Below are 26,422 nucleotides of genomic sequence, written 5' to 3'. Positions count from 1 at the left end.
AGCGGCGCCTGGATAACCGGATTCGGAGGGATTTGGTGAAATCAGCAGGCTGCGAGCGCGAATTCGGCCGGCTCGGCGTCCTCGTTGGCGGCGTGCGGATGGCCGCTGTGGGGGCAACCGGAGCAGCAGGCCTTGGCGCAGGGACCGAGCGCCTCGTCGATGATCGCCTTGATGGTGCGCGCGCAGCGGCCGCATTCGGCACTGCAGCCGAGGCAGCCGTACACCTGCTTGGCGTTTCGTGTCACGGACCCACCGCCATTGACGGCATTGCGGACATCGTGGTCGCTGAGGACGTTACAGGAACAGACAATCATCGGAGCAAGGCGGGGTCCAACGGTGATGCTTCCCAGTATGGATATTGTCGGCTCCCGCGCGATGCAAAAGGAAAAAGCGGTTTTTGTAGCAATTCCAAACTGATGCGGGATTCATATTGGAATGAGTCTAAATCGGTCGGAGTTCGAACCCGCGGGGTGGCTACGGGCCAATAAGCGATTCCTTCGCCGCCGACCGCCATGAGCACGCGCCTCGCTGGGCGCTATCGGGCTTGTGCGTTGCAAGATATTCCAAAAGCTGCAAGCATTTGGTCGCGAATACGGCAGCGTCGTTCATTGAACATTCAAGCTGAGTATGGAACCCTCCGGCGAGACGGATCGCCAATGCACGCTGTCCCTGCTGCCGTGAGAAAGGTCAGGCCATGAAGAAGACATTGCTGGCGCTTTGCGCCGTTGCCGCTGTGGCGGCTTCGACTGTGGCGGTGCCCGCCCCCGCCCAGGCACAACGCGGTGTCGCCGCCGGCGTCGCTGCGGGATTGATCGGTGGCGCCATCGTCGGTGGCGCGATCGCATCGCAGAACCGCTATTACGGTCCGGGATACGGCTACTATGCGCCCGGCCCGGCCTATGTCGCCGAACCCGGCTACGGCCCCGATTGCTTCTGGCAGCGCCAGCGGTTCTGGGACGGCTACACCTGGCGCGTTCGCAGCGTCCGCGTTTGCGATTGATCGCCGTTCATCTCGATTAAATCGAACCAGATGTCCCGGAAAACCGACTGTTTCTCCGGGACAACTGCTGTAGATGGCCAGAAAAAACCGCTTTTCTGCGCGATCAGCCTGCGGACGTTTACTTTCGGTTGACTGTTCTGCGCTGTTTAGCAAGACAGCAGTTCGAGATCAGCGTGCGAGTCACCTCAACCCGGCGCCGGACCACGACGCCACCACCTTCCAGGAGAGCCAAAGACATGAAGAAGACTTTAGCTGCCCTTGTCGCCGTTACCACGATTGCCGGTTCGCTGGCCGTTGCTCCGGCTGCCAAGGCTGGTGACGGCGGCGCCGTCGCGGCCGGCGTTGCCGGCGGCCTGATCGGCGGCGCCCTGCTGGGCGGCGCGATCGCAGGCGCTCGCCCCGCCCCGGTCTATGTCGCACCGGCGCCGGTTTACGTCGAAGAGGCCCCGTGCCGCATGGTTCGCGAGCGCTTCTGGGACGGCTACGGCTGGCGCTTCCGTCGCATCCAGGTTTGCGACTGATCGACCGACACGTTTTCAGCATCACACTCGAAAACCCGGCCTCGCGGCCGGGTTTTTGCTTTGCGCCACCAGGCGGTCTTGCGAGCCAGCCCGGTCAGCGCTGCCCGTTCATCGCGCGCAGCACCGCCTCGCTCGGCCAGCAATCGACCTTCAGCCCGGCCTGCTTCTGATAGGCGCCGAGCGCCGCGCGGGTCTGCATCCCGGCCTTGCCATCGAGCTTGTCCTTGTAGAGACCGATCTTCGTCAGCTGCTGCTGCATCGCCTCGACATCGGCGGAACGCAGCTGCTTCGATGCCGACCATGGCGTCGCGAATGGCTGCGGGCTCGTCATGCGGTCGGCGAGGTGGCCGACGAACAGCACGTAGAGATCGGAGAAATTGTATTCCTTGATCACGAAGTAATTCGGCGTGGTCAGGAAGGCGGGACCATAGCTGCCTTCCGGCTGCAGCAGCGACGCCGATTGCGCCAGCTCGGCGGTGCTGAGCTTCTGCCCGCGCACCGGCACGAAGCCCGCGCGCAGCCACTGGGTGATCGGCTTCGTCACTTCAGGCACGCCCATCGTGCAGTCGGCATTGGCCGGCGCCTGCACCTCATAGGCCCAGCGCACGCCGGGCTGCCAGCCCTTGTTGACCAACTGCTGCGCGGCGGAGGCGAGCGCGTCCGGCACCGAATGCCAGATATCGACGCGGCCGTCGCCGTCGAGATCGACGCCGTGCTTGTAATATTCCGACGGCAGGAACTGGGTGTAGCCGGTCGCACCGGCCCAGGAGGAGCGCATCTCCTTGCGCGTCACCGCGCCCTCGCCGAGGATCTTCAGCGCGAGGATGAATTCGGTGCGGTACTGATCCTTGCGACGGCCGACATAGGCCTGCGTCGCCACCACGCGCAGCGTGTCGTAGGGCAGCGAATAGCGGCCGTAATCGGTCTCGCGGCCCCAGATCGCCAGCACGACGGTGGCCGGGACGCCGAACCGCTTCTCGATCGCATCGAGCGACGGCCGATACTTCTGCATCAGCCGCTGCCCCTCCGCGGCGAGCCGCGCGATCGAGGCTTCCTTGATGTAATCGGCCGGCACCTGCACGAACTCGGCCTGCGCCGGCGCGCCGGTCTTGGGACGTCCGGGCAGGATCAGGTCGGGCAGCTTGTAGTCGGGCTCGAGCGAGCGCGTCTCGCGATCGAAGGTCTCGCGCGACACGCCGGCGGCCTTGGCCTCCGGCCACAGCGAGGCGATGAACTGGGTGAACGCAGCATCGGCGGCGAATGCCGGCCGCTGCAGCGGCGCACAAAGCAGCAGCGCGAATGCGACAATGGTGGCTGGCCATTTCATGATCGATCTCACCCTGCGGAAACGGTCATTGCAACGCGGATTCGGCAATTGTCAGAATTCAATTCTGGGTGGTAAGTTTTGCCATGCGCATATTTCTGTCATTTCCCTCCGAACTGGAATCGCAGGCTGACAGCATCGCCCAGTCCCTGCGCAATTGCGACCATGACGTTTTCTTTTCGCACGACGATCTTCCGCCGGGCGACAGCTTCGATGCGCGCGTCGAAAAAGCCATCGAAAGCAGCGATTTTATGGTGTTCCTGATCAGTCCGGAATCGGTGACCAGGGGACGCTACACGCTGAGCGAGCTCGCCTTTGCCCGGAACAAATGGCCGAACCCCAGCAATCGCGTGCTGCCGGTGATGATGGCGCCGACCCCGCTCGACCAGGTTCCGACCTATCTCAAGGCGGTCACGATCCTCGAACCTCAGGGCAGCGCGGCCGCCGAGACACGGGCCGCCGTCGATCGCATGCTGGAAGCCAAAAGCGAGCAGTCGCGCGACCGATCGATTTTGCCCTTCGCCGTGCTGTCGCTTGCGTCGGCCATCCTGTGCAGCCTGGTCGCGACCTATGCGCTCAACGTCCTGCAATATTCGTTCGTCGTCTCCGACGCCGGCGGGATCACGATCCTGCCCGGCGTGATATTCGGCGCGGCGATCGCGACCTGCAATGTGATGTTTGGCGCCAGGGACCGGTTTCAGCTGGCGCTGGTGGTCGCGATCACGACGGCGGCGTGGATCGCGGCCTACGATGCCAGCGCCGTGACGCTTCAGGCGCTCGGCCAGTATGCGAGAACCGTGCCTATCGAGGGCAATGCCGCGAACCCGGCCCAGATCACCGAGACGCTCGGCAACAATCCCTACATGGGATTTTTGATCGGCGGCATCGGCGGCGCTGTCGGCGGAGCCATCACCATTCTCGGCGTGCTCCTGACCAACCCCGCGTTCAGGCGGATCGACAGCGTCGTCGTGACCTGGATCGCGGCCATCGCAGCCGGAACGGTTTACGGCGCGATCGTCAGGCTGCCGACCTTGCTGGGCTGGCTGGTGCTGTTCGGCGTCTGGCAGACCGCGTTCGTCCTCGCGATGGCGCGTGGATTTCCGCGCGGCGCGGCGCAGATCCCCGAATGGCTCGGCAGATCCGCGCCGGCACTGTTCGGCTCACGCGCGGCGCGGTGACGCCGCGCCGCCGTTCATCCCTAATGCCCAACCTGCTGCTTGGCGCCCTCGATCGAATCGTTCGACAGCTTGTCGACGATCGCGATGCCGATCGCCGACAGGATGAAGACGCAGTGGATGATGGTCTGCCACATCACGCCGGTCTCGGTGTAATTGCCCTTGCCTGACGACAGCGCGCCGGCCTCGATGAAGGTGCGCAGCAAATGGATCGAGGAAATGCCGATGATCGCCATCGCCAGCTTGATCTTCAGCACGCTGGCATTGACGTGGCTGAGCCATTCCGGCTCGTCCGGGTGGCCCTTCAGATTGAGGCGCGAGACGAAGGTCTCGTAGCCGCCGACGATCACCATCACGAGCAGGTTCGAGATCATGACGACGTCGATCAGGCCGAGGACGGCCAGCATGATCTGCTGCTCGCTGAAATCGAAGGCATGGGCGAACAGGTGCCACAATTCCTTCAGGAACAGCACGACATAGACGCCCTGGGCGATGATCAGGCCGACATAGAGCGGCAATTGCAGCCAGCGCGATCCGAAGATCAGCATGGGAACGGGACGCAGCGACCGGCCCTTTGCGGGGGCGCGCGCCTCGGAAAGTGCGGACATGGTGGAGCGCTCGCAGAATTTGATTTGCGGGAGCGCTCTATCTACGCAATCCCGCGCGCTTGAAAAGCGACAACTGGCCGCAGATTGCGCCGCGATGCCGTCACGATCCTGCCAACGAGCAACGCTCGAACGCGGCGCGATGGCCGCGTTCGAGCGTCAAATCGATCAGCGCGTCAGCTTCTTGTACTTCACGCGGTGCGGAATGATGCTGTCCTGGCCGAGCCGGCGCATCTTGTCCTTTTCGTAATCCTGGAAGTTGCCCTCGAACCATTCGACATGGCTGTCGCCCTCGAAGGCCAGGATGTGAGTCGCGATGCGGTCGAGGAACCAGCGGTCATGGCTGATGATGACGGCGCAACCGGCGAAATCCTCCAGCGCCTCTTCCAGCGCGCGCAGCGTGTCGACGTCGAGGTCGTTGGTCGGTTCGTCGAGCAGCAGCACGTTGGCGCCCGACTTCAGCATCTTGGCGAGATGCACGCGGTTGCGCTCACCGCCCGACAGCGCACCGACCTTCTTCTGCTGGTCGGCGCCCTTAAAGTTGAACGCCGAGCAGTAGCCGCGCGAATTGACTTCCTTCTTGCCGAGCAGGATCAGCTCGTTGCCGCCGGAGATCTCCTCCCACACCGTCTTGTTGCCCTCAAGCGCGTCGCGCGACTGGTCGACATAGCCGAGATGCACGGTCTCGCCGACCGTGATGGTGCCCTTGTCCGGCGTCTCCTGCTCGGTGATCATCTTGAACAGCGTGGTCTTGCCGGCGCCGTTGGCACCGATCACGCCGACGATGCCGCCGGGCGGCAGCTTGAAGGTGAGATCGTCGATCAGCAGGCGATCGCCAAACCCCTTGCTGAGGCCTTCGAAGTCGACGACATTGGCGCCGAGCCGCTCGGCGACCGGAATGATGATCTGCGCGGTCTGGGTCTGCTTCTCGCTCGCCTTCTTGAGCAGCTCCTCATAGCGCTGGTAGCGGGCCTTCGACTTGGCCTGGCGCGCCTTCGGCGAGGACGCCACCCATTCCTGCTCGCGGGCCAGCGTCTTCTGATGCGCGGCGTCCTCGCGGCCTTCCTGCTCGAGCCGCTTCTGCTTTTGCACCAGCCAGGACGAGTAATTGCCCTCGTAGGGGATGCCGCGACCGCGGTCGAGCTCGAGGATCCAGCCCGTGACGTTGTCGAGGAAGTAGCGGTCGTGGGTGACGATCAGGATCGCGCCGGGATAGTTGCGCAGATGGCCTTCCAGCCACGACACCGACTCGGCGTCGAGATGGTTGGTCGGCTCGTCGAGCAGCAGCAATTCCGGCTGGTCGAGCAGCAGGCGGCACAGCGCCACGCGGCGGCGTTCACCGCCGGACAGTTTTGTGACATCGGCATCGTCGGGCGGGCAGCGTAGCGCGTCCATCGCCTGGTCGACCTTGCTGTCGAGATCCCACAGGCCCTGGGCCTCGATCTCGTCCTGCAGCTTGGTCATTTCGTCAGCCGTCTCGTCCGAGTAATTGACGGCCAGCTCATTGTAGCGGTCGAGGATCGCCTTCTGCTTGGCGACGCCGAGCATGACGTTCTCACGAACGTTGAGTGCCGGATCGAGGTGCGGCTCCTGCTCGAGATAGCCGACGCGGGCGCCCTCGGCGACCCAGGCCTCGCCGTTATACTCCTTGTCGAGGCCGGCCATGATCTTGAGCAGCGTCGACTTGCCCGAGCCGTTGACGCCGAGCACGCCGATCTTGGCGTCCGGGTAGAAGCTCAGATGGATGTTATCGAGCACCTTGCGGGTCGGGTACGCCTTGGTCAGACCCTGCATGAAATAGATGAACTGGCGAGCCATCCGCTGTCCCTGGAATTGATCCGATTTGTGGAAATTTTGCTGCCGCCGATGTAACGGCCGGCCCCCGAAAGCGCAACCGCGGGACCTCTGTTTTCCGTCCGTTCACCACGTTTCGCGGCTTCACCACGGGTGATTACGGGTTCGACGCCATGTGTGCGCCGAATCACGACAATTGAAACCATCTTTTAATAAATCAGGCCAAAACTCGTTCTCAACGTCGAAAAACGGCGATTTTCGCGGCAGAACCGCGGCCAAACAGTTGAGGCCACGTCATGGCTACCATCATTTCAGCACCCCTTCCGCGCCCGACGACAAAAGGCGAGGCGACGCTGTTCGCCGAATTCCGCGCCTTTTGGCGCGCCTTCGTCGCCAAGGCTTTCAATCCCTACCGACCGGAACTGCATTATATGCGCGGCCCGGGTCCGGCTTGCCGCGCCAAGCAGATGGCGCTGTCGCCGGCGGTCCGCGCGATGCTCGCCGACATCCGCTCCACGAAGAAGCCGTCTCCGCGCGCGTGACAATCGCCGCTTTTTGAAACCGCGGCCGCTTGCGCGCCTGCCGATTGCGCGCGACCATGACGGGTATCCCGACGGTTGATCTCCCGCCGTCGCCCTCACCCTGAATGGACCATCCCCGATGACGCGGCTCCGCTGTGCAATCCTCGACGACTATTTTGACATCGCGCTTTCGGTGGCCGACTGGCCAAAGGTCAAGGACCGGGTCGACGTCACCGTGTTCGACAAGCCGTTCGCGAGCGAGGCGGAAGCGGCGACGAAGCTGAAGGATTTCGAGGTCATCTGCGCGATGCGCGAACGCACCCCGTTCCCGAAGAGCCTGCTCGACGCGCTGCCCAGGCTGCAGCTCCTGATCACCTCAGGCATGCGCAACGCGGCGATCGACATGGAGGCCGCCAAGGACCGCAAGGTGGTGTTGTGCGGCACCCAATATAGCCGCGATCCCACCGCGCCCCTGACCATGGGCCTGATCCTGGAACTGACCCGCGGCATCGGCCGCGAGAACGCGCGCATGCACGCCGGCGAGGCGTGGCAGACCTTTGCCGGTACCGAGATCGAGGGCAAGACGCTCGGCATCATCGGTCTCGGCAAGCTCGGCAACAAGGTCGCCGGCATGGCCAAGGTGTTCGGCATGAACGTCATCGCCTGGAGCCCTAATCTGACGCCGGAAAAGTGCAATGAGGCCGGCGTCGGCTATGCCAGCAAGGACGAGCTGTTCGCGACATCAGACATCATCACCATCCATGTCGTGCTGAGCCCGCGCTCGCGCGGACTGGTCGGCGCCGCCGATCTCGCCCGCATGAAGCCGTCGGCCTATCTCGTCAACACCGCGCGCGGGCCGATCGTCGACGAGGACGCCCTGTTCGCGGCGCTGCGCGACAAGACGATCGCCGGCGCCGGCATCGACGTGTTCTCGGTCGAGCCGCTGCCGTCGGATCATCCGCTGCGCAAGCTCGACAATGTCGTGATCACACCGCATCTCGGCTATGCGACGCGCGAGAGCCTGCAGGCGCACTATCAGCAGATGGTCGAGTGCATCGACGCCTTCAGCAAGGGCAGCGAGCCGCCGCGGCCCCTGGCCTGACAGCAGCATTCACTGCGGCTAGCCGAGCCAGCGGAACGCGCGTTCGAGCTCGGCGCGGCCGTTCCGGTCGTACCAGCGCCCGTGGGCGAGAATGATCCGCTCCGGATTCCATTCGATCATGCGGGCGACGACGGCCTTCAGCGCCGCGCGGTCCCGCGAGAAGGTCAATCGCATGTCGCGCGGCGTGCCGCCGTCAGGATCGCGCACGCCGCCGAGCCAGGTCAGGAACCGCATCAACGGCGAGCGGACTCGTCTGGCCTCAAAATTCTCGATCAGGTCGGTCAGCAGCAATGTCCGCGACGGCAGATGGAAGTACACGACCTCCGTCATGTAGCTGCCTGCCACCGGCAGCGTCGCGATCCACTCATCCCAGGGATAGCCGGATGATCGTTCCAGTGGCTCGCCTACGAATGTCAGCCGACTGCCCGCCTGCTGCTTGATCCCGGGCGCAAGAAAGATGCGCGCATCTGGATAGGCAGCATGCCATTCCGGAATCCACCAATAGTGCAGACGATTCGGAGCGATGATCCAGCGCGGTACGCCCAGCTCAGCGATTGCGGCCTTGAGCTCGGCCAGCAATGGTGTCGGCGAGTGAATGAACAGCCGCCCACCCGGCAGACGAACGATCGTCGCGCGCGTTGGAAACGGCATTTTGAACCAGCGCGGGCCGAACCGGATGATCGGACCATCGATGATCCATACGTCATCGGCGACAGGCTTTGGTGTATTCAGCGGCGGATAGGTCTCGCAGAGGTCCTGCATCGCATTGCCTCAACGTCGAGATGCGCGGCTTGTTGCAACAAAAAAAGGCGCGCTGTTCGCACGCCTTTTTCAATGATGAACTTGCCGGTTGGCCTAGCGCACCGTCACCGGTGCGGGCAGCGGCTGCACCGTGGTCGGCTGCGTGCCGGGCAGCGGCGCCGCCGCCTGAGCCTGAGCCGACGCGGGAGCCATCGGGTTCGGGGGCGCGGCAGAAGCCGTCGCCGTTCCCGGCGGCGGACCACCGGGCAGCACAACCACGCGGGTGCCGACCTTGGCGCGTTCGAACAGGTCGGAGACGTCTTCGTTCAGCATGCCGATGCAGCCCGACGAGACGAACTTGCCGATGGTCGACGGCTGGTTGGTGCCGTGAATTCGGTACACGGTCGAGCCGAGATACATCGCGCGGGCGCCGAGCGGGTTGCCGGGTCCGCCGGCCATGAAGCGCGGCAGATAGGGCTGACGCTCGATCATCTCGGTCGGCGGATGCCAATCCGGCCACTCTGCCTTGCGGGTGATCTTCTGCACGCCGGTCCAGGTGAAGCCGTCGCGGCCGACACGGACGCCGTAACGGACCGCCCGGCCATTGCCCAGGATGTAATAGAGGTAGGTGTTCGACGTATCGACAACGATCGTGCCTGCCGGCTCCTTGGTCGCGAACGACACTTCCTGGCGACGCAGATTCGGCGGCAGTTGCGCCGGGGCGTCTTCGGGCTGCTCGTCCGGCGGCAGCGCCGCGATCTGTACCGGCTTGCCATTGGCATCGACCGGCGCCTGCTGCTGCGGCACGGCTCCGGTAACGCCCTCGGGCGGACGCATGCCGCCGCGGTCGTCGCCATAGGAAACGCCGGCGGCCGGAACGCCATTGTCGCGATTGGCTTGTTGCGCACCCGGACGGTCACCGTAGATCACCGGCGGCGGCCCCATCGGCCGGCCATAGCGGGGATCATCGGGCGACATCACCGGGCCAGTCGGCGCGCCACGGTCGGAATAAACCGGAGGAGCATTCATCGGACGGCCATAGCGCGGATCGTCCGGCGACATCACCGGACCGGGCGGCACACCGCGATCGGAATATGTGGGCGCATTCGCCGGACGGCCATAGCGCGGGTCGTTCGGCGACAGCACCGGACCGGGCGGCGGCAGTGCAGCCGAATCCTGCCCGTCATCGTCATTGAGAGCGTCGAAATCCGGCATACTGCCCTGGGGGTAGGGCTGGGGCGCCGTCGAATAGGCGGTGCCCTGAGGCGCCGGATAACCCTGCTGCGCATGCGCAAGCGAGGTTCCTGCCACGCCGAGAGCCGCGGCAGCGCAAATCGTCAGAATGCGGTTGATCATCATTGCTCTGTTATAGTCCCCAAGCCACACCGGACTGTTAACGGCCCAATGCAGGAAGATAGCGGCGCATTCAAGACAAATCCGCGAAACCCGGGCTATTCCGGGCCTTTTGTGATTTCGCGTCAACGCTGCGGCAAAGATGTCTCACGGGCCCGGAATGTTTGTCCACGTGGCCAAAGTCATCAATCACCCGCATTTTGTAACAAACAGTCCCGGGACGTTGCGATATCTTCGAATCGGGCTGATTCGCGCTCGCGACGCCGGCTTTCTTGTGTGGTCACCGCGTTCCCTCGACATCGAAGACCCTCCCGCAGAAGGGGGAACCCGCGCCCATGCTCCCCGGCCTTCGTTTTCTGTTCGCCGCGATCGTGCTGGCGACCTCGCTTCTGGTGTTCGGGTTGGGGGCAGCCGCGCTGTTTCGCGCGGCGCATGAAGAGTTCGCCAGCATTCCGGTCCGCCGGGCGCCGCCCGAGCCGCAATTCGCGCAGCAGCCCGAGACCCCGCCGGTGCTTGCCATGGTGCGGGTCGACCCGCCCGCCGCCGACACGGTGACGACCGATACTCCGGCAGCCCCGCCCGCGTCCGAGCCGGCCGCGTCCGAACCGCCTGCTCCCGCTGAGATCGCCCCTGCAGCCGAGCCGGAGAAGGTTGCCGCCGTGACGGCGGATGATCCGGTCCCGCCCGCTCCGCCGAAGCCGGAAGCCCAGGCCGCGACGACCCCGGCGCCGGCCCAATCCGCCGACACCGCGGCTCCGACCGCAGCTCCCTCGCCGGCATCGGAGCCCACGCCCGCTGCCGCCGAAGCTGCACCGGCAGCCACCGAGGCCAAGGTCGCCGCCATCGCCGATCCGCCCGCCCCCAGCGAGCCCGCGCTTCCTCCGCCGGCACCCGCGATGGCAGCGCCCGAGCCCGCCCCGCCGCCGTCACCCGAGGCGATGGCAGCCGCGACGAAGATCGCGACGCTGGGCGGACCTGAGGTTGTTGTCGAAGCCCCAGTGGCGCCGAAGGCCATCGAGGCGAAGAAGCCGGAGCGCAACGCGGTCAGCAAGCCGGCACATCGCAAGGAGCGGCGGCGGATTGTCCGCGCGCAGCCGGTTCGGCAGGTCGTTCAGCAGCAGCTCGATCCGTTCGGCCAGCCGACCCTGGTGCCGCTGACCCGACGCTAGCAAGCAAGGATTACTCTGTCAGGCCGGCCCTGTCGCGATCGGCGGGCCGCTCGCCTGCCCCCATTCCGACCACGAGCCGTCATAGAGCGCGGTGTCGGCGATGCCGAGCCGGTACAGCGCGAGCGTCAGCACGCCGGCCGAGACGCCGGAGCCGCAGCTCGTCACGATCGGCGCATCGAGCTTCACGCCGGCGCCCGTGAACGACTTGCGCAGGTCATCGAGCGGCTTCATCTCGCCGGTCGCGGCATCGAACAGCTGGTTGTAGGGCATGTTGCGGGCGCCTGGGATGTGGCCGGCGCGGATGCCCGGCCGCGGCTCCGGCGCGCGGCCCTCGAAGCGATCGGCGGCGCGCGCATCGATTACCTGCTCGGCACGGCTTTCGACATTGGCGATCATCTGCTCGATGCTGCGCACGCGCCTCGGATCGTAGCTCGCCTTGAAGGTCGCAGGCTTCGGCTTCACCTCGCCGCTCTCGACCGCCCTGCCCTCGGCGCGCCACTTCTTCAGGCCGCCGTTGAGAATGCGCACGTTGCGATGGCCATAGGACAGGAACATCCACCAGGCGCGCGGCGCCGCAACCCAGCCGCCGGAATCGTAGATCACGACGGTGTCGGCATTGCTGATGCCGAGCCCGCCGGCGTCGCGACCGAACTGCTCGGCGCTAGGAAACATGTGCGGCAGCGGATTGGAATGGTCGGACACCGCGTCGACGTCGAAGAACACCGCGCCGGGCAGGTGCGCGGCGAGATAATCATCCTTCGGCAGCGGCAGCACGCCCGGCAGCTTGAAGGTCGCGTCGAGCACCTTGACGTTGGCATCGCCGAGATGCGCAGCCAGCCATTCGGTCGAAACGAGCGGATCGTCGGTGGCGGTCATGATCATTCCTTCTTGTCATTCCCCAGTGCGCAATTGCGCACCTGAGGGCACGCGAAGCGTGAACCCGGAATCCAGAGGTTGTCGCGCGAGATTCCGGGTTCGCGCTACGCGCGCCCCGGAATGACGGAGAACCTTCAGCCCTTCTTCTTCGGCTCCCACGCCTCGATCGGCCCGCCGGCCTCGCGCCAGGCGGCAAAGCCGCCGCCCATATGCGCGACCGGCTTCAGGCCCATGTCCTTCGCGGTCTTGGCGGCGAGTGCCGAGCGCAGGCCGCCGGCGCAGTGGAAGATGAACTTCTTGTCTTCCTGGAAGATCGGCTTGGCATAGGGGCTGTTCGGATCGATCCAGAACTCGAGCATGCCGCGGGTGCAGGAGAACGCGCCCGGGATCTTGCCGTCGCGCTCGATCTCGCGGGGATCGCGGATGTCGACGATGACGACGTCGTTCTTGCCGATCAGCGTGATCGCATCGGCCGCGCTGATGGTCTCGATCTCGGCATTGGCCTCGTCGATCATCACCTTGATGCCGCGGTGGATGTTCTGGGGCATGGGGCTCTCCCTGGCTTTTCTTGATCGTCATTCCGGGGCGATGCGGCAGCATCGAATCCGGAATCTCGATCGAATTTCATCAGCTCGAGATTCCGGATCGGTCCAACGGACCGTCCGGAATGACGGGATTGGTTACCGCACCAGCTCCCGCATCGCGTTCTCCAGACCTTCGATCGTGATCGGATACATGCGCTCTGAGAACAGGCGGCGGATGATGGTGGTCGATTCCGAATAGTCCCAGTGCTTCTGCGCCACCGGATTGAGCCACACCGCGTGCGGATAGGTGCGGATGATGCGGTCGAGCCAGACCGAGCCGGCCTCTTCGTTGACATGCTCGACCGAGCCGCCGGGAACCATGATCTCGTAAGGCGACATCGAGGCGTCGCCCACGAACACCACCTTGTAGTCGTGCGGATACTTGTGCAGCACGTCCCAGGTCGGCGTGCGATCGGTGAAGCGCCGCTTGTTCTGCTTCCAGACGCCCTCATAGAGGCAGTTGTGGAAGTAGAAATATTCCATGTGCTTGAATTCGCTCTTGGCGGCGGAGAACAGTTCCTCGACCTGCTCGATATGCGAATCCATCGAGCCGCCGATATCGAAGAACACCAGCACCTTGACAGCGTTGCGCCGCTCGGGACGCATGTGCACGTCGAGATAGCCGTGGTTGGCGGTCTCCTTGATCGTGGTGTCGAGGTCGAGCTCATCCGGCGCGCCGGTGCGCGCGAACTTGCGCAGCCGCCGCAGCGCGACCTTGATGTTGCGGATGCCGAGCTCGACATTGCCGTCGAGGTCCTTGAACTCGCGCTTGTCCCACACCTTCACGGCGCGGTTGTTGCGGTTCTTCTCCTGCCCGATGCGGACACCCTCGGGATTGTAGCCATGGGCGCCGAACGGCGAGGTGCCGGCGGTGCCGATCCACTTGCTGCCGCCCTGGTGGCGGCCCTTCTGTTCCTCGAGCCGCTTCTTCAGCGTCTCCATGAGCTTGTCCCAGCCCATGGCCTCGATCTGCTTCTTCTCTTCCTCGGTGAGATATTTCTCGGCGAGCTTCTTCAGCCACTCCTCGGGGATCTCGGCCTTGCCCATGGCGTCGAGCAGGCTCTCGAGCCCCTTGAACACGGTGCCGAACACGCGGTCGAACTTGTCGAGATTGCGCTCGTCCTTCACCAGCGCGGCGCGCGACAAATAGTAGAAATTCTCGACCGTCTGCTCGGCGAGATCGGCGTCAAGCGCTTCCATCAAGGTCAAATATTCCCGTAGCGTCACGGGGACCTGGGCGTCGCGCAGCGATGTGAAAAACTGCAGGAACATACCCACCTAGATCGCCCGCTGGGCCGGTGGCGTCAAGGGCCCCCGGCCGTGCTTCATCCCGAGATCAGCCATCCATTTTCACCGGGTTACCTCCACCGCCGTCGGTCCGTGGCGGCGCCCGCGCCATCGCGGCAAGGTCGCGCCACGCCGGCGATCATTCCGCAGAACGGAAAGATGATGCATGACATTCCATGCGGAAGCCCACATCGGTACCGCTGCGCTGCGGAATCCGCGCTAGACCGCCCGGCTTTTTCAACTAGAATTGTACCGGACAAGATATCGGAGAGAACATGCGACCGCTGCGAGAGCGGTCGTTTCGTGTGGGGGCCCGGGCCGCCGACGAACGAAGCAAGGCAAACAGATAGATGAAATTCACGGGTACCAAGGACTACGTCGCCACCGATGACCTCAAGGTCGCCGTCAATGCCGCCATCGTGCTCGAGCGCCCGCTGCTGGTGAAGGGCGAGCCCGGCACCGGCAAGACCGTGCTGGCCGAGGAAGTCGCGAAGGCGATCGACGCGCCACTTTTGACCTGGCACATCAAGTCGACCACCAAGGCGCAGCAGGGCCTCTACGAATACGATGCAGTGTCGCGGCTGCGCGACAGCCAGCTCGGCGACGCCCGCGTGTCCGACATCAAGAACTACATCAAGCGCGGCAAGCTGTGGGAGGCCTTCACCAACGAGAAGCGCCCGGTGCTGCTGATCGACGAGATCGACAAGGCCGACATCGAATTCCCCAACGATCTGCTGCTCGAACTCGACCGCATGGAATTCCACGTCTACGAGACCGGGGAGACCATCAAGGCGAAGCTGCGCCCGATCGTGATGATCACGTCGAACAACGAGAAGGAACTGCCGGACGCCTTCCTGCGTCGCTGCTTCTTCCACTACATCAAGTTCCCCGACAGCGAGACGATGGGCAAGATCGTCGACGTGCACTTCCCCGGCATCAAGAAGCGCCTGGTGGAAGAGGCGCTGCGGATCTTCTTCGAGGTCCGCGAGGTGCCGGGCCTGAAGAAGAAGCCGTCGACCTCGGAGCTGCTCGACTGGCTCAAGCTGCTGCTCAACGAGGACATCACGCCGGAGATGCTCAGGGAGCGCGATCCGCGCAAGCTGATCCCGCCGCTGCATGGCGCGCTGCTCAAGAACGAGCAGGACGTGCATCTGTTCGAGCGGCTGGCTTTCCTCAGCCGCCGCGAAGTCTAGTTCCGATATCGGCAAACGCCGGGGCGATGGCTCCGGCGTTTTGCTTCTGCAGCTCAACAAGCAATCCAACAAACAAGAAGACCAGGGAAGATGAACGTCCAGACCCAGATCCGCGCCGCCGAGCCCGTCACGACAGAGCATTTCGACGTCCTGATCGCAGGCGCCGGCATCTCCGGTGTCGGTGCCGCCTATCACCTCACCACGCAATGCCCGGGCACCAGCTTCGTAGTGCTGGAGACGCAGAAGACCTTCGGCGGCACCTGGTCCACCCATCGCTATCCCGGCATCCGCTCCGACAGCGACCTGCACACCTTCGGCTATCGCTTCAAGCCGTGGACCAGCGCGCCGATCGCGACCGCGGCCGAGATCCTGAAGTACATGGGCGAGGTGATCGAGGAGAACGACCTCGCCCGTCACATCCGCTATCGCCACACCATCACCGCGGCGAAGTGGTCGAACGAGACCAATCTCTGGACCATCGATGCTGTCCGCATCGACACCGGCGAGCGGCTGCGCTTCACAACCAACTTCTTCTGGATGTGCCAGGGCTATTATCGCCACGACGCGGGCTATACGCCCGAATGGACCGACATGGCGAAGTTCAAGGGTACGGTCGTGCATCCGCAGACCTGGCCCGACGACCTCGACTACAAGGGCAAGCGCGTGGTCGTAATCGGCTCCGGCGCCACCGCGGCGACGCTGATCCCGGCGATGGCCAAGGACGCCAGCCATGTCACCATGCTGCAGCGCTCGCCGACCTATTTCCGCACCGGCCGCAACGCGATCGAGATCGCCGAGGAGCTGCGCAGGCTGCAGGTCGACGAGCACTGGATCCACGAGATCACCCGCCGCAAGATCCTGTTCGAGCAGGACGCCTTCACCAGGCGGACCTTCGCCGAGCCCGAGGGCGCCAAGAAGGACCTGCTGGCAGCGGTCGAAGCCGTCCTCGGCAAGGACTACGACATCGCCACCCATTTCACGCCGAGCTACCGGCCGTGGCGGCAGCGCATCGCCTTCGTGCCGGATGCCGACCTGTTCCACGCGATCAAGGGCGGCAAGGCGTCGGTCGTCACCGACGAGATCGACCGCTTCACCGAGACGGGCATCCTGCTCAAGTCCGGCAAAGAGCTCGAGGCCGACATCATCATCACCGCGACCGGCTTCCACCTCTCCGCCAATGGCGGCATCGACTTCGAGATCGACGGCAAGCCGCTCGACTTCGCCGATACCGTGACCTATCGCGGCATGATGTTCACCGGCGTACCGAACCTCGTCTGGGTGTTCGGCTATTTCCGCGCCAGCTGGACCTTGCGCGTCGATCTGGTCGGCGACTTCGTCTGCCGCCTGCTGCAGCACATGAAGGCGACCGGCGCGAACAAGGTGACGCCGGAGCTGCGCCCCGAAGACCACAACATGCCGCTGCTGCCGTGGATCGATCCGGAGAACTTCAATCCCGGCTACATGATGCGCGGCATGCACCTCTTGCCGAAGCGCGGCGACAAGCCTGAGTGGCAGCACAACCAGGACTACTGGGCCGAGAAGGACGAATTCCCGGCGATCGACCTCAAGGACAAGGCGTTCGTCTACGGCTGAGATCCCCTATGTTTCGCGTCATCCTGAGCCGCTAACGGCCACACACTCTCCGCTGTCGTCCCGGCGAAGGCCGGGACCCATACTCCGCGGCGGATGTTGTGGACGGGACTCGTCATTCCGCCAGCACGCAACAATGACCATCGGTGGTTATGGGTCCCGGCCTTCGCCGGGACGACGCTGAACGGTTATTGTCGTACGCATCAACTCCCTCACGCATATTCCGGCAGCTTCGCGGCGGCCTCCGGCGCCTTGCCGCGGATCATGTCGGAGGCCTTATCGGCGATCATCAAGGTCGAGGCGTTGAGATTGGCGGAGATCATCCGCGGCATGATCGAGGCGTCGATCACGCGCAGGCCCTCCATGCCATGGACCCGAAGCTGATCGTCGACGACAGCCCACGGCGCGTCCGCCGGTCCCATCCGGCAGGTACAGCCGGGATGGAAGGTCGTGGTGCCGCGCTGGGTCGCGGCCGCGAGCAGTTCGTCGTCGCTCGTGACCTTCGGGCCCGGAAAGTCCTCATAGGCGTAATACGGACTGAGCGGCTCGGAGGCGAGCAGCCGGCGCGCCAGCTTCATGCCGGCGACGACGACGCGGCGGTCGATCTCCTCGGCGAGGTAGTTGGTCTGGATGATCGGCGGCGCGAACGGATCGGCCGAACGGATCCGGACATAGCCGCGGCTCTCCGGCCGTTGCTGCCATGACGCGACCGTCATGCCGGGCTCGTCCTCGAGCTGGCCCTGCACGCCTTCCTTGTAGCTCGCCGGCGTGAAGGTGAGCTGCAAATCGGAGCTCTCGGTGGTCTCGCCGGAATGCCAGAAGCAGTAGACCATGGTCGGCGACAGCGACAGCAAGCCGCGCCGCGTCGTCGCCCATTTGATCGCCTCGCCCCACAGGCTGAAGCCGCGGCGAAGCTCGTTGATGGTCCTGATGTTCTTGACCCGCGCCACCGAGCGCGGCGCGTAGTGATCCTGCAGGCCCTCGCCGACGCCGGGGAGCGCGTGGCGCACCTCGATGCCGTGCGCCTGCAACAGCTCGGGCGCGCCGACGCCGGAGAGCTGCAACAGCTGCGGCGAGTTGTAGGCACCGCCGGAGAGAATGACCTCCTTAGTGGCGCGGATCTCCAGGGGATCGCCGTGCTTGCCGCCGCGGTTATAGCGCACGCCGACCGCGCGCTTGCCCTCGAAGATGATCCCCGTGACATGCGCATGCGTACGCACATCGACATTAGGCCGCCGCCGCGCCGGATGCAGGAACGCGGTCGCGGCGCTGACCCGGCGGCCGTTCAGGATGGTGCGCTGGCAGTACGACACGCCTTCCTGGATCTGGCCGTTGTAATCGGGATTGCGCGGAATGCCGAGGCTGACCGCGCCCGCCATGAACGCTTCGCAGAGCGGGTCCTGCCAGTCCATGGTGGTGACGGTGAGGTTGCCGTCGCGGCCGCGATAGGTGTCGTCGCCCTCGCCGATCCTTCTCTCCATGCGCCGGAAATAGGGCAGCACGTCGGGATAGCCCCAGCCGCGATTGCCGAGCTGCGCCCAGGTGTCGAAATCCTGGCGCTGGCCGCGGTTGTAGATATGGCCGTTGATCGAGGACGAGCCGCCGAGCGTCTTGCCGCGCGGTGCATAGATGCTGCGCCCGCCGGTGTAGGGACCCACCTCCTGCTGGTAGGCCCAGTTCACGCTCTTCATGTGGAAGGTCTTGATGAAGCCGGCCGGCAGATGGATGTAGGGATGCCAGTCGCTCGGCCCCGCCTCGAGCACGCACACCCTGGTGCCCGCGTCTTCACTCAACCGGTTGGTCAGCACGCTCCCGGCGGAGCCTGCGCCGATGATCACATAATCGAACGTTTCCATCGTCTCGCTTCTGGCGCCGACTATCGTGTCAGCGCGGCTTTTCGTTGAGTTGATAGGTCAGATGCGCCTTCACCGTCGGCCATTCGCTAGCGATGATGCTGTAAACCACGGTGTCGCGCAACGTGCCGTTGGGCGCGATCTGATGGCTGCGCAGGATGCCGTCCTGCTTCGCACCCAGACGCTCGATGCCGCGCCGGCTCTGGTGATTGAAGAAATGCGTGCGGAACTCGACCGCGATGCAATCGAGCTTCTCGAAGGCATGGCTGAGCAGCAGCAATTTGCACTGCGTGTTGACCGCGCTGCGCTGCACACGCTTGGCGTACCAGGTCGAGCCGATCTCGACGTGACGGTTCGGCGTGTCGACGTTCATGTAGGTCGTCATGCCCGAGATCCGCCCATCGGCGTCGAACACCGTGAACGGCAGCATCGATCCGGCCTTTTGCAGGCCGAGCCGGCGGTCGATCTCCTTGGCCATGTTCTCCGGCTGCGGGATCGCGGTGTACCAGAGCTTTGACAGCTCGCCGTCCTTCACCGCGTCGACCAGCCCGTCGCGATGATCGTGCGACAACGGCTCCAGCCGCGCATGCGCGCCGCGAAGGGTGACCGGTTCAAGCCAGGGCATTTTGTATCCTTTGTTTGTAGTCCGGCACCACCTTAGCCGTCATTGCGAGCGAAGCGAAGCAATCCATCGGTCCACATATGCGGATCGATGGATTGCTTCGTCGCTTCGCTCCTCGCAATGACGGCCGGCGCGATCATCTATTCAGAAAATTCAGCGGCAATCCCGGCCGCGGCCAGTCCATCGCGATCAGCTCGCCCTTGCCCGACAGCGTGATGTAGGCGGTCTTCAGCTCGGGGCCGCCGAAGGCGATGTTGGTGGTGACGCGGTCGCCGGTCGGCACCTGCTCGACCACGGTGCCGTCGGGCGCGATCACCGAGATGCAGCCCGAGACCAGCGTCGCGACGCAGACATTGCCGTTCGCTTCCACGGCGAGCGAGTCGAACATCTGGTAGCCGCCGAGGCCGGCGATCGGCTTGCCGCGCTCGCCGCGATAGATCACGTCGCGCGGCTTGACGGTGCCGGGCTCTGAAACTTCATACGCCCACAGCCGCGCGGTCGGCGTCTCCGCGATGTAGACGGTCTTCTCATCCGGCGACAAGCCGATGCCGTTGGCCGGCAGGATTCCGTGCACAGCCTCGATGATTTCGTTCATGCCGGGCTTCAGATAATAGAACGCGCCGACATCCATGTCGCGGGCGCGGCGCTTGCCGAGATCGGAGAACCACAGGCCACCTTGCCTGTCGAACACCAGGTCGTTCGGCCCGCGCAGCTCATGCTCGCCGCACTTCGTCACCACGGTCTCGACCTTGCCGGATTGCAGATCGACGCGCTGGATCGAGCCGCCGAGATAATCCTCGGGCTGCGGTCCCGGCATGATCATGTTGCGGGTCGGAATCCAGGAGAAGCCGCCATTGTTGCAGATGTACATCTTGCCGTCGGGTCCGAGCGCCGCGCCGTTCGGGCCGCCTGGCACCTTGGCGACGATCTCCTTGCGCCCGTCGGGATAAACCCGCGTCAGCCGCTGGCCGCGGATTTCGACCAGCACGACCGAACCGTCGGGCATGACGACCGGACCTTCGGGAAACTCCAGATCGGTGGCGAGAACTCGGATATTGGCCATGGCATCCTCCCGGCTCTTTGGCTGCAGGCGGATTCCGAACGGCCCCGCACGCGCAAACGATGTTGTTTCATCCTGTTATGGCAAACGGGGTTTGGCTTGCCAAGCAATGGCCCCGCAAGGCTGCCCGGCGTTGAGGTGGCGGCGCACGCCGCAAATGACACCGTCGTCCCTGCGAAAGCAGGGACCCATACGCCGCGGCGGATGTAGTTGAAGGGATTCGTCGTTCCAACATCGTCACCAACAACCAATTGTGGTTATGGGTCCCTGCTTTCGCAGGGACGACACGGAGTTGATGGCGCGAGCTGTGAGTCATGCTTTCGCGTTCTCGCGGCGTCTTAAGCCCGAGCTTTGCGCTTCGTTCCGCCCTCTCTTGGACGGAGGGCGCAGGGAAAGCCGGGTGCCGATCGCACCCATGGGCCCCGTGCAAAAAGTAGAAAGCACGGGGGTAGGACCACAGGTGTAACCGGAAACACTCCGGCTTCCCCTGCGCGATGGGCTACGGCTTATACGTGCTCTCCCCGGTGAGACTGGGCTTTTTTGTCACCGTCTTCACAAAACGCGTTTGCGCTTTGCGAAAAGACACCTGCCGCTAGGGCGTCAGGCCTGCACGACTTCGCCGTCCGCTTCACGCGCACTCGTCAGTTGCGCAATCGGCGTCCACCGCATCTCGACCCACGTTCGTGACGATCGCGAAGCGCCCCTCGATCGGGTGAGACGGACGAACCATATACTGAGTTGCGCTTCGGATAAAGCGAAATGTTTTCGTGCGCGAGGATTGACAGGTTTTTGCTGAGTTGCCCGTCGGGGCAGTTTGTCGCACCACGCTGTCGCGTTCTGTCGCCGTCACACCCTGGTGCGCGATTGCGTACCGAGGAGTGAAAGGGAGCGGCGCGAACTCAGCTCAGCGTGCCCGCATGCACCCACCAGGTGGGGTGACCGGTGCGGAGCTTTTCGCCGGCGGCCTCGGCATCGGCGTCGGTTCCGAACACGGCAAAGCAGGTCGCGCCGGAGCCCGACATGCGCACCAGACGAACGTCCTTGGTCTCGCGCAGCGCGGACAGCACGTCACTGATGACGGGCTCGATGCGCGCCGCGGGGCCTTCGAGATCGTTGGTGCCGCGGTCCAGCGCCGCGATCCAGTCGTCGATCGCGCGGCCGGCTTCCGGCCATGACGGCGCCTGCATCACGACATCGGTGGCGCCGATCAGAAGCTCGCCATTGCGCAGGCCGAGCGCATTGAAGACGTCCCTCGTCGCAACCGGCACGCGCGGATTGACCAGCACGCACGGCATTTTCGGCAGGTCGAGCGGCAGCAGGCCTTCGCCGACGCCGGTCATGTCGCAGGCGCGCGAGGCGACGCACACCGGCACGTCGGCGCCGGTCTGCAGCGCGACCTCCATGATCCTGCGATCGTCGAGCGAGAGCTCGTTGAGCCGCGCCAACAGCCGCAGCGCCGCCGCGGCATCTGCCGAGCCGCCGCCGATGCCGGCCGCAACGGGCAGCACCTTCTCCAGCGTGAAGTGGCCGACCTCGAGATCCGCGACACGCTCGCCGAGCAAGCGCGCGGCCTTGAGCACCAGATTGTCAGGGGTGTCGCCGCAGGCATCGGCCAGCGGCCCCGCCATCGTCAAAGACAACTCGGGTCCCGGCTCGAGCGTGAGACGGTCGGCGCAATCGGCAAACGCGACGACGCTCTCGAGGTCGTGAAACCCGTCGACGCGCCGCCCGACAACCTTCAGCGTCAGGTTGACCTTGGCACGCCCTTCTTCAATCAGCGCCGGCACGGCGATAAACCCCTAAAAAACAAACATCATGATGCGATTAGCGTAAATCGCCGTACGATCCTATCCCTTTGTTTGGATGGAAATTCCAGGGGGTATCCCGGCCCGAGCGCCGCATCCACCGCCGTCGTCCCTGCCTGGTGCGCAATTGCGCACTGGTTATGGGTCCCTGCTTTCGCAGGGACGACGCCGAATTTGCCGCACCGCTATCTCTAGCCGCCCTTGCCGTCGTCGTCCTTCTTCTTCTCGGCAGCGGCGGCGTTGGAGGTATCGTCCGGCAGGCCGTTGTCGATCTTGGCCTGGATCTTCGGCAGCTCTTCCGGCTCGGGCTTGAGGTCGCGGGCATGCGCCCACTGGAACTTGGCTTCCAGGGTGCGGCCGACGCGCCAGTAGGCGTCGCCGAGATGGTCGTTGATGGTCGGATCTTCCGGCTTCAGATCGATCGCGCGCTCGAGATTCTTCACCGCCTCCTCGTAATTGCCGATCCGGTAGTAGGCCCAGCCAAGCGAGTCCACGATGTAGCCGTCGTCAGGACGCTGATCGACGGCACGCTTGATCATCTTCATGCCTTCGTCGAGGTTGATGCCCTGGTCGATCCAGGAATAGCCGAGATAGTTCAGCACATGCGGCTGTTCGGGCTGCAGCTCGAGCGCCTTGCGCATGTCGGCCTCGGCCTTGTTCCACTGCTTGGAGCGCTCCTCGCAGATGCCCCGATAGTAATAGGTGACCCAGGCGTTCTTGTCGCCGCCGGCCGGCAGCGCGTCGATCGCCTGCGAATAGGTGGTGGCGCAGTCGGCGAACTTCTTGCGGCCGCGCTCGATATTGCCGAGCGCCAGGATCGCCTCGATGTCCTTCGGCTGATCCGAGGTGACTTCCTTGAGGATCTTGATCGCCTCGTCGCTGCGGTCGGCGGCATCGAGATTGGTCGCGAGCTGGATCTGCGCGTTGCGCTTCAGCGGCGAGGACGCCGGCATCCGCTCGTAGACCTTGATCGCCATCTGCGGCTTCTTCACCGATTCATAGAGATCGGCGAGCGAGAGCAGCGCCAGCGGATGGTTCGGCTGCAGATAGAGCGCGAGCTGCAGATAGACCAGCGCGAGGTCCTCGCCGCCGCGGCGGGTCAGCGTCGCGCCGATGCCGTACAGCGCCTCGGCCGCGCCGGCCTGCGGTGACTCGACCAGCGGCGGCAGCTTCTTGCCGGCCTTGGTCTCCTTGATGCCTTCCAGCACCAGCGGGTGACGCGGCAGCTTCTTGTCGAAGGCCTCGTACATCGCGGTCGCGGCGGCCGCGTCCTTGTTGCGCGAGGTCCAGCGCGCATATTCGTCGACCGTGCGCAGCATCGAATCGTCGAGCTTGTAGACGCGCTCGAAGCGGGCGCCGGCATCCTTCTCCTTGCCGGACAGCTCGTAGATCATGCCGGCATGCAGGTCCTTGAAGATCGGGTACCACTCGGGGCCGGTCAGCTTGTCGATCGAGGCGACCGCGGCCTTGCCGTCGCCGGCGCCATAGGCAGCCCAGGCCGACAGCAGCGTCGCGACGAGATCGGTGATCGGGCCGCGCACCGACTGGTTGATGTTGGACTGCGCGGCGGCATATTTCTTCAGCTTAAGATCGCGCACGCCGACGACCAGGCGCGCGACACGGTTGGCCTTGTCCTGGGTCAGGATGCGGTCGGCAAGCTTGACCGCCTCCTCGATGTCGCCGTCGGCGAGCGAGGAGATGAAGGCGCGGTCGAGCAGCTCGGAATTCTTCGGGTCGGTGCGCAGCGCCGAGCGGTAGAACGCCGCGGCCGAGGTCGCATCGCGCTCGACGCTGGCGTGGCGAGCGGCGAGATAGCTGCCGGCCGTGGTCAGCGACTTCAGGTCGCTCTTGGACGGGAATTGCGCGGTATTGTCGGTCGGATGGTCCGGCGTTTGCGCTGCAAGCTGCGCAGGCACGGCAAGCGCCGCGGCAGCGAGAACGGCAATCGTCAGGCGGTGGAATCGGGTGGACAGCATCACGGTCGCCTTGCTCCAGGGATTTACGCCAAGATGGATTTTATGGCCAAGATCTTGCGATCAGTCTCAAAATGCGAACCCAAGCGGCGGCATCACGGCGGGGGACAATGCCGCTTTTGGCGCTTATCCGCAAGGATCGCCCAAAGGCAATCCATGACGAATCAATTGGCAGATTAGGCCTTTAGGCCCGCCGATCCAGCCAGCCCCCGCAAGACGCTTCCACTATGGCGGTATCGTGACCGGGCCGGGCATATTCGCGCGCGAACGCAAAAAGCGCCCCGGGAGGCTCGCCACGCAGCCAGTTCCACCTCTCACCTTGTGGAAGAGGTCGGAATTCAAGCGAAAGCTTGAATTCCGGGTGAGGGATTCAAGATTCATCCGTCGATCGAAGTCCCTCGATGGACCGGTCCCCACCCGGATTGCATCTGTCGATGCAATCCGGCCTCTCCCACAACACGAGAGGCGCAGCGCAGGTTGCGGCAACTCGCGCGGCCGCCTCACGCAAATGTGGTCGGCCGCTTCGAGCCCACCCCTCACCTTACATCGCCTCGTAGTTCGGACCGCCGCCGCCCTCCGGCGGAACCCAGGTGATGTTGCCGTTGGGGTCCTTCACGTCGCAGGTTTTGCAGTGGACGCAGTTCTGGGCGTTGATCTGGAAGCGCGGACCCGTCGATTCCTCGACCCATTCATAAACGCCGGCCGGGCAATAGCGGTTGGAGGGACCGGCGAACACGTCGTGCTCCGAGGTCTTCTGCAGATTGAGGTCGGCGACCTTGAGATGGACCGGCTGGTCCTCCTCATGGTTGGTGTTGGACAGGAACACCGACGACAGCTTGTCGAACGAGATCTTGCCGTCCGGCTTCGGATAGGCAATCGGCTGGTGCTGCTTGGACGGATCGAGCGTCTTGCGGTCCGGCTTGGCGTGCGACTGGGTGCCGAACAGCGAGAAGCCGAGCGTGTTGCACCACATGTCGAAGCCGGAGAGCGCCATTCCGAGCAGGTTGCCGAACTTCGACAGCAACGGCTTGGCATTACGGACCTTGAACAGGTCCTTGCCGATCGCCGACGAGCGCCAGGCGTTCTCGTACTCGACGAGCTCGTCATTGGCGCGGCCGGCGCTGAGCGCGGCCGCGACATGCTCGGCGGCGAGCATGCCGGAGCCCATCGCATTGTGGACGCCCTTGATGCGCGGCACGTTGACGAAGCCCGCCGCGCAGCCGATCAGCGCGCCGCCCGGGAACGAGAGCCGCGGCACCGATTGGTAGCCGCCCTCGGTGATGGCGCGGGCGCCATAGGCGAGCCGCTTGCCGCCCTCGAACAGCTCGCGGACATCGGGATGGGTCTTGAAGCGCTGGAATTCGTCGAACGGCGACAGATACGGATCGTTGTAGTTCAGATGCACGACGAAGCCGACCGCGACGCGGTTGTCGTCGTAGTGATAGAGGAACGAGCCGCCGCCGGTCTTGTCGTTCAGCGGCCATCCGAGCGTGTGCTGAACCCGACCCTTCTTGTGCTTCGCCGGGTCGATCTGCCAGACCTCCTTGAGGCCGATGCCGAACTTCGGCGGCTCGGAGTTGGCATCGAGATTGAACTTCGCGATCAGCCGCTTGGACAGCGAGCCGCGTGCGCCTTCGGCGAACAGCGTATACTTGCCGAGCAGCTCCATGCCGCGGGTGTAGGAATCCTTGTGGCTGCCATCCCTGGCGATGCCCATGTCGCCGGTGGCGATGCCGCGCACCGCGCCCTTGTCGTCATAGAGCACCTCAGTGGCGGCGAAGCCCGGATAGATCTCGACGCCGAGCGCTTCCGCCTTCGGCGCCAGCCAGCGGCAGACATTGCCGAGCGAGCCGATGTAGTTGTGATGATTGTGCATCAGCGGCGGCATGATGAAGTTCGGCAGGCGGAACCAGCCTTGCGACGTCGTCCAGTAGAAGCGATCGTCCTTGACCTGTGTCTTCAGCGGACAATCGGCCTCGCCGCGCCAATCGGGCACGAGCTTGTCGAGGCCGGCCGGATCGATCACCGCACCCGACAGGATGTGCGCGCCGACCTCGGAGCCCTTCTCCACCACGACGATCGAGAGCTCCGGATTGAGCTGCTTCAGCCGGATCGCGGCCGACAGGCCCGACGGGCCGGCGCCGACGATGACGACGTCGAATTCCATAGACTCGCGCGGAGGAAGGTCTTCAGCACTCATGATCTTTGATCTCAGCCCATTGAGAACGCTTCTAAGCTTTTCAGGGGTCGTTGTTTCCGATTTTTAGCGGAAGG

23 protein-coding genes are annotated in these 26,422 nt (G+C 64.4%); 8 read left to right on the top strand and 15 right to left on the bottom strand.

Annotated elements, in window-relative coordinates:
* Positions 1–41: 41 nt before the first annotated feature.
* Positions 42–314, bottom strand: a complete 273-nt coding sequence (locus IF803_RS08665; RefSeq protein ID WP_016843730.1) for a (2Fe-2S)-binding protein — start codon at positions 312–314, stop codon at positions 42–44.
* 380 nt (positions 315–694) lie between these two features.
* On the opposite strand from IF803_RS08665, the gene IF803_RS08660 reads away from it, so the two are divergent.
* Together IF803_RS08660 and IF803_RS08655 are read left to right on the top strand one after the other, a co-directional pair.
* Positions 695–1,000, top strand: coding sequence for a hypothetical protein (locus IF803_RS08660; protein WP_016843729.1), 306 nt, complete (start codon positions 695–697; stop codon positions 998–1,000).
* Between the two features lie 236 nt (positions 1,001–1,236).
* Entirely contained in the window at positions 1,237–1,521 is a 285-nt protein-coding gene (locus tag IF803_RS08655; RefSeq protein WP_016843728.1) for a hypothetical protein, read from the top strand.
* 94 nt (positions 1,522–1,615) lie between these two features.
* Here the strand turns inward: IF803_RS08655 and IF803_RS08650 are convergent, their stop codons facing one another.
* Positions 1,616–2,848: a lytic murein transglycosylase gene (locus IF803_RS08650; RefSeq protein ID WP_411782362.1), complete on the bottom strand. Its 1,233-nt coding sequence runs from the start codon at positions 2,846–2,848 to the stop codon at positions 1,616–1,618.
* Positions 2,849–2,931: 83 nt separating this feature from the next.
* Here IF803_RS08650 and IF803_RS08645 point away from each other — a divergent pair, with 83 nt between their 5' ends.
* A complete protein-coding gene (locus IF803_RS08645; RefSeq protein ID WP_411782363.1) occupies positions 2,932–4,023 on the top strand; it encodes a toll/interleukin-1 receptor domain-containing protein in 1,092 nt (363 codons plus the stop codon).
* Between the two features lie 20 nt (positions 4,024–4,043).
* Here IF803_RS08645 and IF803_RS08640 read toward each other — a convergent pair whose 3' ends face one another.
* Complete coding sequence (locus IF803_RS08640) at positions 4,044–4,628, bottom strand: TIGR00645 family protein (protein WP_028342988.1); 585 nt, start codon at positions 4,626–4,628, stop codon at positions 4,044–4,046.
* A gap of 165 nt (positions 4,629–4,793) precedes the next feature.
* Complete coding sequence (gene ettA / locus IF803_RS08635) at positions 4,794–6,443, bottom strand: energy-dependent translational throttle protein EttA (RefSeq protein WP_194459149.1); 1,650 nt, start codon at positions 6,441–6,443, stop codon at positions 4,794–4,796.
* A gap of 272 nt (positions 6,444–6,715) precedes the next feature.
* Between ettA and IF803_RS08630 the strand changes: the two genes are divergently transcribed.
* Together IF803_RS08630 and IF803_RS08625 are read left to right on the top strand one after the other, a co-directional pair.
* Positions 6,716–6,961, top strand: a complete 246-nt coding sequence (locus tag IF803_RS08630; RefSeq protein ID WP_461191885.1) for a hypothetical protein — start codon at positions 6,716–6,718, stop codon at positions 6,959–6,961.
* Between the two features lie 118 nt (positions 6,962–7,079).
* Positions 7,080–8,042 carry a D-2-hydroxyacid dehydrogenase family protein gene (locus IF803_RS08625; protein ID WP_461191884.1) on the top strand — a complete coding sequence of 321 codons (963 nt, stop codon included), beginning with the start codon at positions 7,080–7,082 and terminating at the stop codon, positions 8,040–8,042.
* 18 nt (positions 8,043–8,060) lie between these two features.
* Here IF803_RS08625 and IF803_RS08620 read toward each other — a convergent pair whose 3' ends face one another.
* Both IF803_RS08620 and IF803_RS08615 read right to left on the bottom strand, forming a co-directional pair.
* A complete protein-coding gene (locus tag IF803_RS08620) occupies positions 8,061–8,804 on the bottom strand; it encodes a DUF4336 domain-containing protein (RefSeq protein ID WP_461191883.1) in 744 nt (247 codons plus the stop codon).
* Between the two features lie 93 nt (positions 8,805–8,897).
* A complete protein-coding gene (locus IF803_RS08615) occupies positions 8,898–10,142 on the bottom strand; it encodes a L,D-transpeptidase (RefSeq protein WP_461191882.1) in 1,245 nt (414 codons plus the stop codon).
* Positions 10,143–10,471: 329 nt separating this feature from the next.
* On the opposite strand from IF803_RS08615, the gene IF803_RS08610 reads away from it, so the two are divergent.
* Complete coding sequence (locus IF803_RS08610; RefSeq protein ID WP_461191881.1) at positions 10,472–11,305, top strand: hypothetical protein; 834 nt, start codon at positions 10,472–10,474, stop codon at positions 11,303–11,305.
* Positions 11,306–11,323: 18 nt separating this feature from the next.
* Here the strand turns inward: IF803_RS08610 and sseA are convergent, their stop codons facing one another.
* The 3 genes from sseA to IF803_RS08595 form a co-directional block, all read right to left on the bottom strand.
* Entirely contained in the window at positions 11,324–12,181 is an 858-nt protein-coding gene (gene sseA / locus IF803_RS08605; RefSeq protein WP_461191880.1) for a 3-mercaptopyruvate sulfurtransferase, read from the bottom strand.
* A 134-nt stretch (positions 12,182–12,315) separates the two neighbouring features.
* Positions 12,316–12,729 (bottom strand): rhodanese-like domain-containing protein, encoded by a 414-nt coding sequence (locus IF803_RS08600; RefSeq protein ID WP_016847778.1) that lies wholly within the window; start codon positions 12,727–12,729, stop codon positions 12,316–12,318.
* A 132-nt stretch (positions 12,730–12,861) separates the two neighbouring features.
* The gene (locus tag IF803_RS08595; RefSeq protein ID WP_016847779.1) at positions 12,862–14,037 is read right to left on the bottom strand and encodes a vWA domain-containing protein; all 1,176 of its coding nucleotides are present in this window, start codon (positions 14,035–14,037) and stop codon (positions 12,862–12,864) included.
* Between the two features lie 365 nt (positions 14,038–14,402).
* On the opposite strand from IF803_RS08595, the gene IF803_RS08590 reads away from it, so the two are divergent.
* Together IF803_RS08590 and IF803_RS08585 are read left to right on the top strand one after the other, a co-directional pair.
* Entirely contained in the window at positions 14,403–15,245 is an 843-nt protein-coding gene (locus IF803_RS08590) for an AAA family ATPase (RefSeq protein WP_028342982.1), read from the top strand.
* A gap of 90 nt (positions 15,246–15,335) precedes the next feature.
* Positions 15,336–16,838 carry a flavin-containing monooxygenase gene (locus IF803_RS08585; RefSeq protein ID WP_461191879.1) on the top strand — a complete coding sequence of 501 codons (1,503 nt, stop codon included), beginning with the start codon at positions 15,336–15,338 and terminating at the stop codon, positions 16,836–16,838.
* A 209-nt stretch (positions 16,839–17,047) separates the two neighbouring features.
* On the opposite strand, the gene IF803_RS08580 is transcribed toward IF803_RS08585, so the two are convergent.
* The 6 genes from IF803_RS08580 to IF803_RS08555 form a co-directional block, all read right to left on the bottom strand.
* Positions 17,048–18,691: a GMC family oxidoreductase gene (locus tag IF803_RS08580; RefSeq protein ID WP_092087339.1), complete on the bottom strand. Its 1,644-nt coding sequence runs from the start codon at positions 18,689–18,691 to the stop codon at positions 17,048–17,050.
* Positions 18,692–18,719: 28 nt separating this feature from the next.
* Positions 18,720–19,313 (bottom strand): GNAT family N-acetyltransferase, encoded by a 594-nt coding sequence (locus tag IF803_RS08575; RefSeq protein ID WP_461191878.1) that lies wholly within the window; start codon positions 19,311–19,313, stop codon positions 18,720–18,722.
* Positions 19,314–19,446: 133 nt separating this feature from the next.
* Entirely contained in the window at positions 19,447–20,373 is a 927-nt protein-coding gene (locus IF803_RS08570; RefSeq protein ID WP_461191877.1) for an SMP-30/gluconolactonase/LRE family protein, read from the bottom strand.
* An 896-nt stretch (positions 20,374–21,269) separates the two neighbouring features.
* Complete coding sequence (locus tag IF803_RS08565) at positions 21,270–22,157, bottom strand: 4-(cytidine 5'-diphospho)-2-C-methyl-D-erythritol kinase (protein WP_461191876.1); 888 nt, start codon at positions 22,155–22,157, stop codon at positions 21,270–21,272.
* A gap of 209 nt (positions 22,158–22,366) precedes the next feature.
* The gene (locus IF803_RS08560) at positions 22,367–24,151 is read right to left on the bottom strand and encodes a tetratricopeptide repeat protein (protein WP_461191875.1); all 1,785 of its coding nucleotides are present in this window, start codon (positions 24,149–24,151) and stop codon (positions 22,367–22,369) included.
* Positions 24,152–24,689: 538 nt separating this feature from the next.
* The gene (locus IF803_RS08555) at positions 24,690–26,348 is read right to left on the bottom strand and encodes an electron transfer flavoprotein-ubiquinone oxidoreductase (RefSeq protein ID WP_461191874.1); all 1,659 of its coding nucleotides are present in this window, start codon (positions 26,346–26,348) and stop codon (positions 24,690–24,692) included.
* Between the last annotated feature and the right edge of the window lie 74 nt (positions 26,349–26,422).

It is taken from the genome of Bradyrhizobium sp. UFLA06-06, assembly GCF_054820065.1.
This window is presented reverse-complemented; position numbering and strand designations above follow the sequence as displayed.

Excerpts from the sequence above, each read along its gene's own strand:
- IF803_RS08665 (WP_016843730.1), bottom strand. The coding sequence starts at position 314 with ATGATTGTCTGTTCCTGTAACGTCCTCAGCGACCACGATGTCCGCAAT.
- IF803_RS08660 (WP_016843729.1), top strand. The coding sequence starts at position 695 with ATGAAGAAGACATTGCTGGCGCTTTGCGCCGTTGCCGCTGTGGCGGCT.
- IF803_RS08655 (WP_016843728.1), top strand. The coding sequence starts at position 1,237 with ATGAAGAAGACTTTAGCTGCCCTTGTCGCCGTTACCACGATTGCCGGT.
- IF803_RS08650 (WP_411782362.1), bottom strand. The coding sequence starts at position 2,848 with ATGAAATGGCCAGCCACCATTGTCGCATTCGCGCTGCTGCTTTGTGCG.
- IF803_RS08645 (WP_411782363.1), top strand. The coding sequence starts at position 2,932 with ATGCGCATATTTCTGTCATTTCCCTCCGAACTGGAATCGCAGGCTGAC.
- IF803_RS08640 (WP_028342988.1), bottom strand. The coding sequence starts at position 4,628 with ATGTCCGCACTTTCCGAGGCGCGCGCCCCCGCAAAGGGCCGGTCGCTG.
- ettA (WP_194459149.1), bottom strand. The coding sequence starts at position 6,443 with ATGGCTCGCCAGTTCATCTATTTCATGCAGGGTCTGACCAAGGCGTAC.
- IF803_RS08630 (WP_461191885.1), top strand. The coding sequence starts at position 6,716 with ATGGCTACCATCATTTCAGCACCCCTTCCGCGCCCGACGACAAAAGGC.
- IF803_RS08625 (WP_461191884.1), top strand. The coding sequence starts at position 7,080 with ATGACGCGGCTCCGCTGTGCAATCCTCGACGACTATTTTGACATCGCG.
- IF803_RS08620 (WP_461191883.1), bottom strand. The coding sequence starts at position 8,804 with ATGCAGGACCTCTGCGAGACCTATCCGCCGCTGAATACACCAAAGCCT.
- IF803_RS08615 (WP_461191882.1), bottom strand. The coding sequence starts at position 10,142 with ATGATGATCAACCGCATTCTGACGATTTGCGCTGCCGCGGCTCTCGGC.
- IF803_RS08610 (WP_461191881.1), top strand. The coding sequence starts at position 10,472 with ATGCTCCCCGGCCTTCGTTTTCTGTTCGCCGCGATCGTGCTGGCGACC.
- sseA (WP_461191880.1), bottom strand. The coding sequence starts at position 12,181 with ATGACCGCCACCGACGATCCGCTCGTTTCGACCGAATGGCTGGCTGCG.
- IF803_RS08600 (WP_016847778.1), bottom strand. The coding sequence starts at position 12,729 with ATGCCCCAGAACATCCACCGCGGCATCAAGGTGATGATCGACGAGGCC.
- IF803_RS08595 (WP_016847779.1), bottom strand. The coding sequence starts at position 14,037 with ATGTTCCTGCAGTTTTTCACATCGCTGCGCGACGCCCAGGTCCCCGTG.
- IF803_RS08590 (WP_028342982.1), top strand. The coding sequence starts at position 14,403 with ATGAAATTCACGGGTACCAAGGACTACGTCGCCACCGATGACCTCAAG.
- IF803_RS08585 (WP_461191879.1), top strand. The coding sequence starts at position 15,336 with ATGAACGTCCAGACCCAGATCCGCGCCGCCGAGCCCGTCACGACAGAG.
- IF803_RS08580 (WP_092087339.1), bottom strand. The coding sequence starts at position 18,691 with ATGGAAACGTTCGATTATGTGATCATCGGCGCAGGCTCCGCCGGGAGC.
- IF803_RS08575 (WP_461191878.1), bottom strand. The coding sequence starts at position 19,313 with ATGCCCTGGCTTGAACCGGTCACCCTTCGCGGCGCGCATGCGCGGCTG.
- IF803_RS08570 (WP_461191877.1), bottom strand. The coding sequence starts at position 20,373 with ATGGCCAATATCCGAGTTCTCGCCACCGATCTGGAGTTTCCCGAAGGT.
- IF803_RS08560 (WP_461191875.1), bottom strand. The coding sequence starts at position 24,151 with ATGCTGTCCACCCGATTCCACCGCCTGACGATTGCCGTTCTCGCTGCC.
- IF803_RS08555 (WP_461191874.1), bottom strand. The coding sequence starts at position 26,348 with ATGAGTGCTGAAGACCTTCCTCCGCGCGAGTCTATGGAATTCGACGTC.